The sequence below is a fragment of the Exiguobacterium sp. UBA5002 genome (assembly GCF_002396765.1).
Lineage (GTDB): Bacteria > Bacillota > Bacilli > Exiguobacteriales > Exiguobacteriaceae > Exiguobacterium_A.
The window spans coordinates 1-9031 of record NZ_DGYQ01000008.1 but is presented as its reverse complement, the minus strand read 5'-3'; the positions used below and the strand labels follow the sequence as shown (position 1 = coordinate 9031).

The window sequence follows — 9031 nt, the reverse complement described above, 5'->3', positions numbered from 1 at the left end:
GTTATGTCCCAGCCTCGTTTTTTCGTATCATCGGTCAAACAGAGTAACTGCCGTCTGGTTGTTCAAGTAATTCAAGGGTTTGAGTGCGCATCATTTGATCCGTTTTGAAGTACGCATCGACGACACGAGAAGCGGCAAACCCATCCTCCATCGGACCGTATGTCGCACGGAACGTATCGAGTTGCGCTTGATACATTTTCGTCAGACGCGGAATGTCCGATAAGGCGTGAAGCAAAGCCTCTTCCGTTTCTAAGATCGGTCCCGGAAGGTCATTGTAGTAATCCAGGTAGAAGCCGCGTAACGTATCTCGATAAAGATCGAGGTCATACGCATAGAACATCATTGGACGATTCATGTTCGCGAAGTCGAAGAAAACAGAAGAATAGTCTGTGATCAGTAGATCGGTGATCAAGTAAAGTTCTTGAATATCCGGATAGGCCGTCACGTCGATGAATTGTTCCCGGTGCTGCGCTGGAATCTTCGGCTTTTTCGTGACGAGCACATGCGTCCGAATCAAGAAGACATACTCATCGCCTAACGCTTCCGCGACCCGGTCGAAATCAAACGGATAGTCGAAGTAGAACTTCCCTTTACCGAGCGACTGATGGTCACGGAAAGTCGGTGCATACAAGATGACTTTCTTGTCTTCCGGTAGTTGAAGCTGCGTCCGGATCCGTTCGATTGTCGCCGCATTATTCGCCGTAAAGAAGAGATCGTTTCGCGGATAACCAGATTCGACGACCGGTCCCCCGTACTGGAACGCACTTCTAAAGATGTTCGTCGCATAGGGACTCGGAGACAAGAGGACGCTCCATTGCTGGATCGCGTTCGTTACACGCTCGACATAGCCTTCGTCCCGTCCATGGATCTCGTCTAAGTCAAACAACATCTTCTTCAAAGGTGTGCCGTGCCATGTCTGAATGTAGGTCGTCTCTTTTCGCCGCGTCATGTAATGCGGGAAGTTCTGATTGTTGACCCAAAACTTCGCCGTCGCCATGTAATAGAAATAGGCAGGAGATAAGCGTTTGACGACTTTTGCGTTCGGATCTCCGAGATAAAGCTTCTTGTTATAGATCCAGACGACTTTGTAGCCGAGTGCTTGTTTCTTCAGTTCCTCGTAAATGTAACGCGGACTGTCCGCGTAATGTTTACCGAGCCCACTCTCGAAGACGACGAGTTTCGGGTCGACCGGCAAGACGCGTTGCATGAGCCGGTATCCAGCCTTCATCGTCGGGAAGTAGAACCGGCTTCGGCGATAGACCTTAAAGAGGATGTTCGCTGCCTCGTTCGTCTGAATCTTTTCAAAGAGACTCGTCTGTTTCGTATAATTAGCGATTGTTTGATAGACCTGATCAGAGTAAGTCGTATCCGTTTTCGTCAAGAAGACGTCAGCGCGTCGTTTGTATTCGTCCGCCATCTCAAAATTATGGCGTGCCGTCGCGTCAAGATCGTCGAACAGGTCATCAATCGTTTTTGAGATTCGACCCGGTAATTCGTTCTCGAGATCGAGATATGAACCGAGTGGACCGATGAAGCGTTTCGGGTCGAATTGGAGATAGTGAACCGGTCGCTTTAAGAAACTGAAGTCAAAGGCAACACTCGAGTAGTCAGTGACGAGCAACAGGCTCTCTTTTAATAACCCTTGGACGTCACGTTCGCCTTGGTGGATGACCGTGATCGGTAAGTTCTCGAAATGACTCGAATATTGCTGCATGTTTGGATGCAGGCAAAGAACGATCTCGAGACGATGCTGTTTCGCGTACGCATGCAAACGATCACTCGATAGGAACGCTTGGTACTGCTGATAGTATTCTGATTCGAAGAACTGGAGTGGCGTCTGTAACCACGACCGCCACGTCGGAATGACGAGCATCTGACGTTTGACCGGGACGTCATTTTTCAAGAGTGCATCAAAGCGAGACAAGCCAGTAATTTTGACCTCGCGCTCAGCGTATCCCATATCTTGTGTAACGAGTCGTTTTTCCCGCTCCGAGCTGACAAGGAACAAATCCGTGTCGAAGGCAGCAGCAAATTTCCCGTATTGATTGTTCATGTTCTTCGTTCCGAGAACCCCGTGTTGGATGAAGACACGATCTGCACGCATCTTGCGTTTGAACGGCTCCGAGCGAAGCGGATACAAGTATTCCGCGTGGTGTGTCCCGATGACCTTCTTTGCCATCAAAGAGTGATAGATGTGTTCCTTCGATTTGATCGGCAAGACGTTTCCGAGCGGAGCGACTTGCGCATATTCGTTCGACGCCGGATCGATGACGTAATAGACCGGTCGCTCCGGATAGGTCTCGCGCATGTATTTGAAGAAGTGGTAACCATTGTCCTGCGCTTTATATGGACGTTCTCCGACGAGCCACGTGTTCTTCTCGGCAAACAGCCGGTAGAGCGGGGCAAATGTCATCAGATGATTCAGATAGGCGTAATTTTCATTCGTGAACTCGGTCATCTCAAATGATAGATTCCGGTGACCGACCGTGTAGTACGGAATGATATGCATCGTCGACGTCTCATCTTTCCCTAACGCTTCCGGTGTCAGCTGACGCGTGATATAACGGGCACGACCGAGACGGTGTAATTTCGGTTCCGATCGGTGATAGAAATCGAGCGTGATGAAAGCATCATAAACCCCTTCTTGCAATTGGGCTGCTTGATAGAGGTGCGACCAGTGAATCTTCGCCGTGTAATGATAGAGATACAATCCGAATTTTTTCGCACTTACCTCGTTTTGGTACAACCAATCGATTGGGATAGGGACTTGATCGCCACTCTCTCGGTGAACAAGGAGCAACCGTCCCGTCTTGATGAACGCATGACGCGTAAAGGCTTTTCCGCTGATGACTGTCGTCGCCTTCGTCTCATTATGGACCGCATCGATTTGAATCTTCGGCTTCGTCTGCGGTTCTTTGTTCAGCAACAGACGCAGGTTGCCTTTTAAATCCGTATACAACTGGACGAATTCGTTGAACGTCTCATCCATCAACGGCGCGAGAGGCGCAGGGATCTGTGTATCAAGGAAACGTCCTAGCAGAATCTCACGGGTGAAGACAGACGCGTCGAGCGTAGCATGACTCGGTAAGCCGTCAGATTCCCATTTCTGTAATTGCTCCGGTGTGAGGTGTTCAACTTTTTTCGTGAACGTAAGCCAAAGCGAAAAACGACCAATCGGATAGAGCGTATCTTGATCGGCTTCGACGTACTCGATCTCAGCGAGACCGTCTTCTTCGACCGTCGGAACGTCCGCCTCTTCTTGCATCTGAGCAACATGCTGACTCAATTGAGACACGATTGAATGCGACAGCTGAAAGGTGAAGCGATGATCGTCCAGTTGGTTCGGCACTTCAAGGACCGTCTCTTGCGATCGATCGCGGATACGTAACGACGTGATCGTCAGCAACGGATCATTCAATTGACCGGATAGCGTATAGTCTGTCGGCGAAGATTGAATCTTTAACGATTCTTTTAATGCCGATCGTTTAAGCTTTTTTTGTTTTTTCGGAAGTACGGAATGTCCAAATTGGAGCACCCGGAGAGCAGATTTAAACAGCATGGAATCAAGGAACCTCCTACTAAAAGATGTTTTATGAAAGCGCTATCTTCCCTTAGCATTCTATCATAATCAATAGCTAAAACATCCTAAAATTTGAAAAACAATGCGGACTTTGGTGGATAGACAAAAAAACCTCCTCACAGGGGAGGAGGTCGACTAACTATTCGTCGAGCTGATTCAAAAGCATCAGCCAATTTTTCGTGAAAAGATCATCCGAAAAACGCTCAACCGAATGCAAGGCGGCTTCGCCCATTTGACGTCTTAGGGACGGTTGCTCCATCAAGCGGATCGCTGCTGCTGCGAAAGCTGACGTGTCACCTGTTGGAATGATAAAACCAGTCGTTCCATGCTCAATGATTTCATGGGGACCGTAACAAACATCGTAGGCGATGACCGGAACACCATAGCCCATGCTCTCAAGGATCGCCATCCCGAACCCTTCGGATTGCGACGTAAAGATCGTTGCGACAGCACCATGATAAGCGTCTTGAATGTTCGTGACGAACCCTTTGAAACGGATGTGCTTCGTTAATGACAATTCCTTGATCAAAGCATGGAGATCCTTTTCGAGCTGATCGTTGTAACCGAAGCCATAGAAATCAAGGAAGGCATTGGGGTGGTGGTCGACGATCTTCCGCATGACACGGACACTCGCAGCGACATCCTTTTTGACTTGAATGCGCGAGACGACGATGAACCGATTCGGATCAGGTTCAGGAAGTACCGAGTAGTCGGCTTCCGGAACAGCACCAACACCGTGTGGAATCGCATGGAACGTTTCCGGATGACCGAACTGGTTGGTCATATGCGCTTGTTGACGAGGTGTTGCCGTGATGACACGATCCCACTCGTCGATGCGACCGAATAATGTATCCCAGACACCACTGACGGCTGCTGTCTCATTGAAGGGCGACACGAAGTGATTGCTATGCCCGAAGGCGATCTTTTTAATATTCGGATGCTTGATGTCTAGGATGACCGCATCCAAATTTTTTTCGGTAGGTTGGCAAGACGATCCCGGTATTCTGATGAGATCAAGACCGCGTCATGTTGATCTAACAGCTTGTTCAAGACGAACGTATTAAAGATCGCTGGATCATTGAACTGTTTTTCCTGACCGGCTTCGAAATAAAATAGATGACTCCAGTCTGCCGAGTTGATTTTATGCCAAATCGTCAAATAACACGTTCCATCACTGTGGAAGAAGGAACGGGAGACCGGCTTATTCGATGTAAGCGAATACTGGATCGTCTGCACCAACTGCCCGTTATCAATGTATTCCTCGCGGCGTAGGCGATGGCGATTCTCTGAAAAATAATCGATGAAGCTGAGCTGATTGTTAGCGTCAAACCGAGCGTACTGGACGTATGTACCATTGTCGAACAATCGATAGGAATCTTTTTCGGCACGGCTCGCATCGAGGAACAACGTATACCGTTTTTCCCAACGCGGAATCAATTCGGCTTTCGAAGAAACGACGGACCGTTTGTCTGCCTGGCGGCGTGCTAAAAAATTGATGACGTTGACGACCTGGATGCGAGGATCAAGCAAACGCGCCTCGACTATCTCTTCGCGAATCGCTTCGAGGTTCGGTTGAATCCCTAACGTCACGAGTGTGACATTTCGCTCCGGATCAGCCGTGATGATGGCATTCGCGCGTTTAATGACTGCTTTTGATAAACCGCCACGCTAAGCTGCTAACGTATTCAATGTAAAAAACAAATCTCGTTTCATAGGGCATCTCCTTATATAGCGCTTACAATTTTATTTAGTAGCATAAAATATGGATCATATCGGTGAACCTTATCCATACTATAGCATACTTTGTTGGAATAATAAGGAACCTAGGAACGAGATCTCTCTATCCCTAGGTGTATTGTTAAGCTTCGTTGATCGGTTGAACGAATGATCGATTGGCTGTGATGTACATATCCTGAGCCGTTTTCAAGCGTGGTGTGCCTTTCGATGACAGGACGACCTTCTCAATTTGAAGCACTGTATCGGGTGTGTTTTTCGTCGGTAGTTCATTTTTAAAGTCGCGATCGGCGTACTGTTTACATGTCTTCAAAATCCGGACTGTTGTTGGAGGCACAGTCAGATACGTCTCGTTATCGATCACAGGCGGAAGATGGACATATTTTTTGTTTGCCGTGACGTAAGCCCCATCAGCCGTGACGAGTCGTGGTGTGCCAGCAAGCGTCAACTTTAGATCACTGATCGTCAGGAGTTGACCGACTTCGAGCGCTGCTTGCTTATGCTCGAATTCGAGGTCATCATACAAAAAGGCTTTCTCGAGTACGACGACTTGCGTCGGTGCTTCGATATGATACTTCGTCGCGTCGATTTTCTGTAACGGTGATTTTTGTTCCTCGGGACGAAATTCGACTTTAAGTTGCTGATAATGCAAATGCATTTCGTCGACACTACTCGGTAACGTCATCCGGACGACGAACGGATGGTAGTCGTCATGGATCAGCATCAATTGGAATGGATCTGAACGCGGTTCGAGTGCCTCCGTCGGAATAAACAATTCAGTCCCTTCGATATGGAACGGAACGTCGGTCTCCGTTGTTTCATCGTTGGGTGCGATTAAGAGAACTTGATCGACCGAAGACATGTCGTCTTTGAGTAATTGTACGACTTCATAGAAGAGACCATCAACGAGACGCGTGCCTGCATACGTAGCAAAGAATGGCTCAAGGACAGGACCGAGATGACTCAACGAAGCAGGCATCCGGTAATAAAGACGATTCTCCGATACATATCGCCGGGCTTTATGTTTTTGGACGAGCAGCGTGATGAAGGTGACGAAGCTGTCATAATCTTTTTGCTGAAGTAAGGCGTACTGTTTTTGAAAGATGTCATCAAAAATGAAATCCGCTGGATCTGCACCATGGCGTTCAAAAACGGCAATCATTTCGCGGAACAGGTCAAAAAAGGTCTGCTGTTGCGGATGCTCAAGGAAACGCTTGTTGTTGAACAGTCGGGAGAGGAAGTCCATCTCGATCAATCGACTCAAAGCATGGGTTTTAGCAACTGCCGGAATATCAAGTTCGAGCGTTTTCTCAAGCACTTGTAAATTGAAGGTCGTCTTTTCGAAAATACTTGTTTGTCCGACAAGCGAATCATTCATCGCGAAACGATTGACGTGATAGACCGGTGCCGGATTCATCGAAGCCGTTTGGCATTTCGAGATGGCTTCAAAGAAGAAGAGTTTATCTTCACCGTACTGCATCGCGCTGAACCGAATGTTATGTTCAAGCAAGACGGAGCGCTTCAGAATTTTCCCTGGAGGTCCGACCGCGCGGAACACTTTATCGATTTCATACGGAACAAGCTGATTCGCTGTCGTAAACGATGCAAAGCGACCAACCTTTTGAATCGACGTGTTGGTATGTTTGATCGTTTGACCGAATGCGATATCGGCATCATGCGAAGCGGCTTGTGCGACGAGTCGAGGGAATCCGACTGGATCGAGACGATCATCAGCATCTAAGAACGTGACGTAGGTACCTGTCGCTTCTTCAATTCCGACGTTTCGCGGTTGTGCAGGACTGCCCGAATTTTCAGGAAGTTCGATGATGCGAATGAAATCCATCGTTTGTGCAGCCGTGTGGAGAATCGATAACGATTCATCCGTCGAACCGTCATCAACGAAAATCGCTTCGATTGTTGAGTGATCGAGCGTGAGTTCTTGGATCGATGCGATACAAGTTGAGAGATATGTCGCCTTATTGTATACAGGAATAATGATCGATGCGGTTCTTTCCATCAGTAATTCCCACCTTAAACTAAATATTAAAAAATACCCCCTGAACTGTGCCTTAAAACAGATGAAGGAAAGAGAAGGATAAGAAAACACGAAAATGGTCGATGGCTCCATAAAATAATGGAGTCATCGACCATTTAGACAATTAACCAATCAGCCTTATAGGATTAGAATTACTTGATTCCAATGTTCTCAAGGTATTTTTTTTCAGAGGCATCGATTTTACCGCTGATTTGTTTCGAATACGTCTTCCGCGCGTAAGTCGATCCTTTTTTCTGATAAATGGCTTTTTGTCCTTCAGATGATTGGTCGTAATAGATTTCGATTAAATCTTTATCCTCATAGACGATGACGCCCGTTTCATCAGTGTTTCGCTTTAGTTGCTGGTTGATCTGTTGCTGCTTCAAGTACTGGTTTTCAGACTTGAAGACTTGATTGATGGCTGCATCGTATTTCTTTTTTGCTTCCTCACTAGTCGTATTTCCGTCTTGATCGTAATTGCTACATCCTGCTAGACAGACGATCGAAAATAGCAGTAAAAATAAAAGTTTGCTTTTCAAATGCGAACCCCTCCGAAGTACACGTTCTGTATTACCGATAGTATACATCAAGGCAACACTTCATATGTAGCTTACTTAAGAAAAAGGGAAGTGTTTCATGTTGGTCGCACTATAGTTCGATGGCATCGATGACGCCTTCAGGATACTCCCAGACATTGCCTTCAATGAGCCATTGATGATGGCAGTTCGGACAAGCGACTTCCGAAGAAAAGTCATACTGGATTTCGAGACCTAAGCGCCGGTCTTCGTACGCTACACTATGTAAATCTTCAATGAGAATCTCATCCTTGAATTTCTCGCGACAACGTGGACATTTGAATTTCGAATAGTGACTGATGACCGTATCCATTTAATTCAACTCCTTAATAAAGAATAAGTACCGTATACAGTATAATGATAACGCTTACATAAAAAGTGTTTTAAATTAAATTTGTAATCAAAATGGAATATATCATATGAATAAATAAAAATTCCCATAAATGGTTATGGGTTTTATAATGAAGAAGAGAAATTGATTTTTCAAGAAAACAACAAATGACAAGAAATTAAAAATTTCATCGACTTATTACTTAAAGGAATCGTGTGACAATATGCAACTCATTAAACAAATCAACGGTCAGAATCATTTTTGGCTGTTCGAGAAGGATGGACGGACACTCTACACGTTTCACGGCATCATGGGAGAGAGATTGAAAGAACCAATGAGCGAGCAAAAGTTCTCGCGCTTTTTTAATCTGGATGCCTGTATCCGAGAACTTGTTGCAGAGAAAGAAAAAGACGGATATTCTGTCGTTCAAGAAGCGGATTACCACGAAGTTGTCGTAGAGATCTTTTGTCAGGATACAGAGTATGATGTCATCTTTGAGCATCGTTCGAGCATTGAAGAAGACCTCAACGGATTTCTTTTTGAAATCGGCAATGGGTATTTTGTTGAAGATGAGTATGGGCCAGAAGCGATCGAATTCGTCCTTCATATCTTGGAGCCGTCTTATATCGTTGAACCCGTCATTGATTATTTTAAAAAGCAGTATGGCGTGACGCGGCTTCGGATGGGACAGGCAAAAGTTCATTACGGCAGACGATTGACCGGACTTTATCCCGCAGGAAAGAACTTTAACCGAAGACGGTTTGTCAAATTAAGCG

The 9031-nt window shown here is 46.3% G+C and carries 5 protein-coding genes and 2 pseudogenes; 1 reads left to right on the top strand and 6 read right to left on the bottom strand.

What is annotated here, in order from left to right:
• Positions 1 to 34: 34 nt before the first annotated feature.
• From B4C70_RS01580 to B4C70_RS01555, 6 genes and pseudogenes are all read right to left on the bottom strand, one after another.
• Entirely contained in the window at positions 35 to 3559 is a 3525-nt protein-coding gene (locus B4C70_RS01580; RefSeq protein WP_290776556.1) for a CDP-glycerol glycerophosphotransferase family protein, read from the bottom strand.
• A gap of 160 nt (positions 3560 to 3719) precedes the next feature.
• Entirely contained in the window at positions 3720 to 4475 is a 756-nt protein-coding gene (locus B4C70_RS01575) for a glycosyltransferase (protein ID WP_290776554.1), read from the bottom strand.
• A gap of 53 nt (positions 4476 to 4528) precedes the next feature.
• Positions 4529 to 5233, bottom strand: a pseudogene (locus tag B4C70_RS01570) (hypothetical protein); the annotation flags it as partial.
• Between the two features lie 205 nt (positions 5234 to 5438).
• Positions 5439 to 7331 (bottom strand): glycosyltransferase family 2 protein, encoded by a 1893-nt coding sequence (locus B4C70_RS01565; protein WP_290776551.1) that lies wholly within the window; start codon positions 7329 to 7331, stop codon positions 5439 to 5441.
• 170 nt (positions 7332 to 7501) lie between these two features.
• A complete protein-coding gene (locus B4C70_RS01560; RefSeq protein ID WP_214730062.1) occupies positions 7502 to 7888 on the bottom strand; it encodes a hypothetical protein in 387 nt (128 codons plus the stop codon).
• Positions 7889 to 7997: 109 nt separating this feature from the next.
• Positions 7998 to 8237: a hypothetical protein gene (locus tag B4C70_RS01555; RefSeq protein ID WP_035408336.1), complete on the bottom strand. Its 240-nt coding sequence runs from the start codon at positions 8235 to 8237 to the stop codon at positions 7998 to 8000.
• A gap of 241 nt (positions 8238 to 8478) precedes the next feature.
• Here B4C70_RS01555 and B4C70_RS01550 point away from each other — a divergent pair.
• Positions 8479 to 9031, top strand: a pseudogene (locus B4C70_RS01550) (hypothetical protein); the annotation flags it as partial.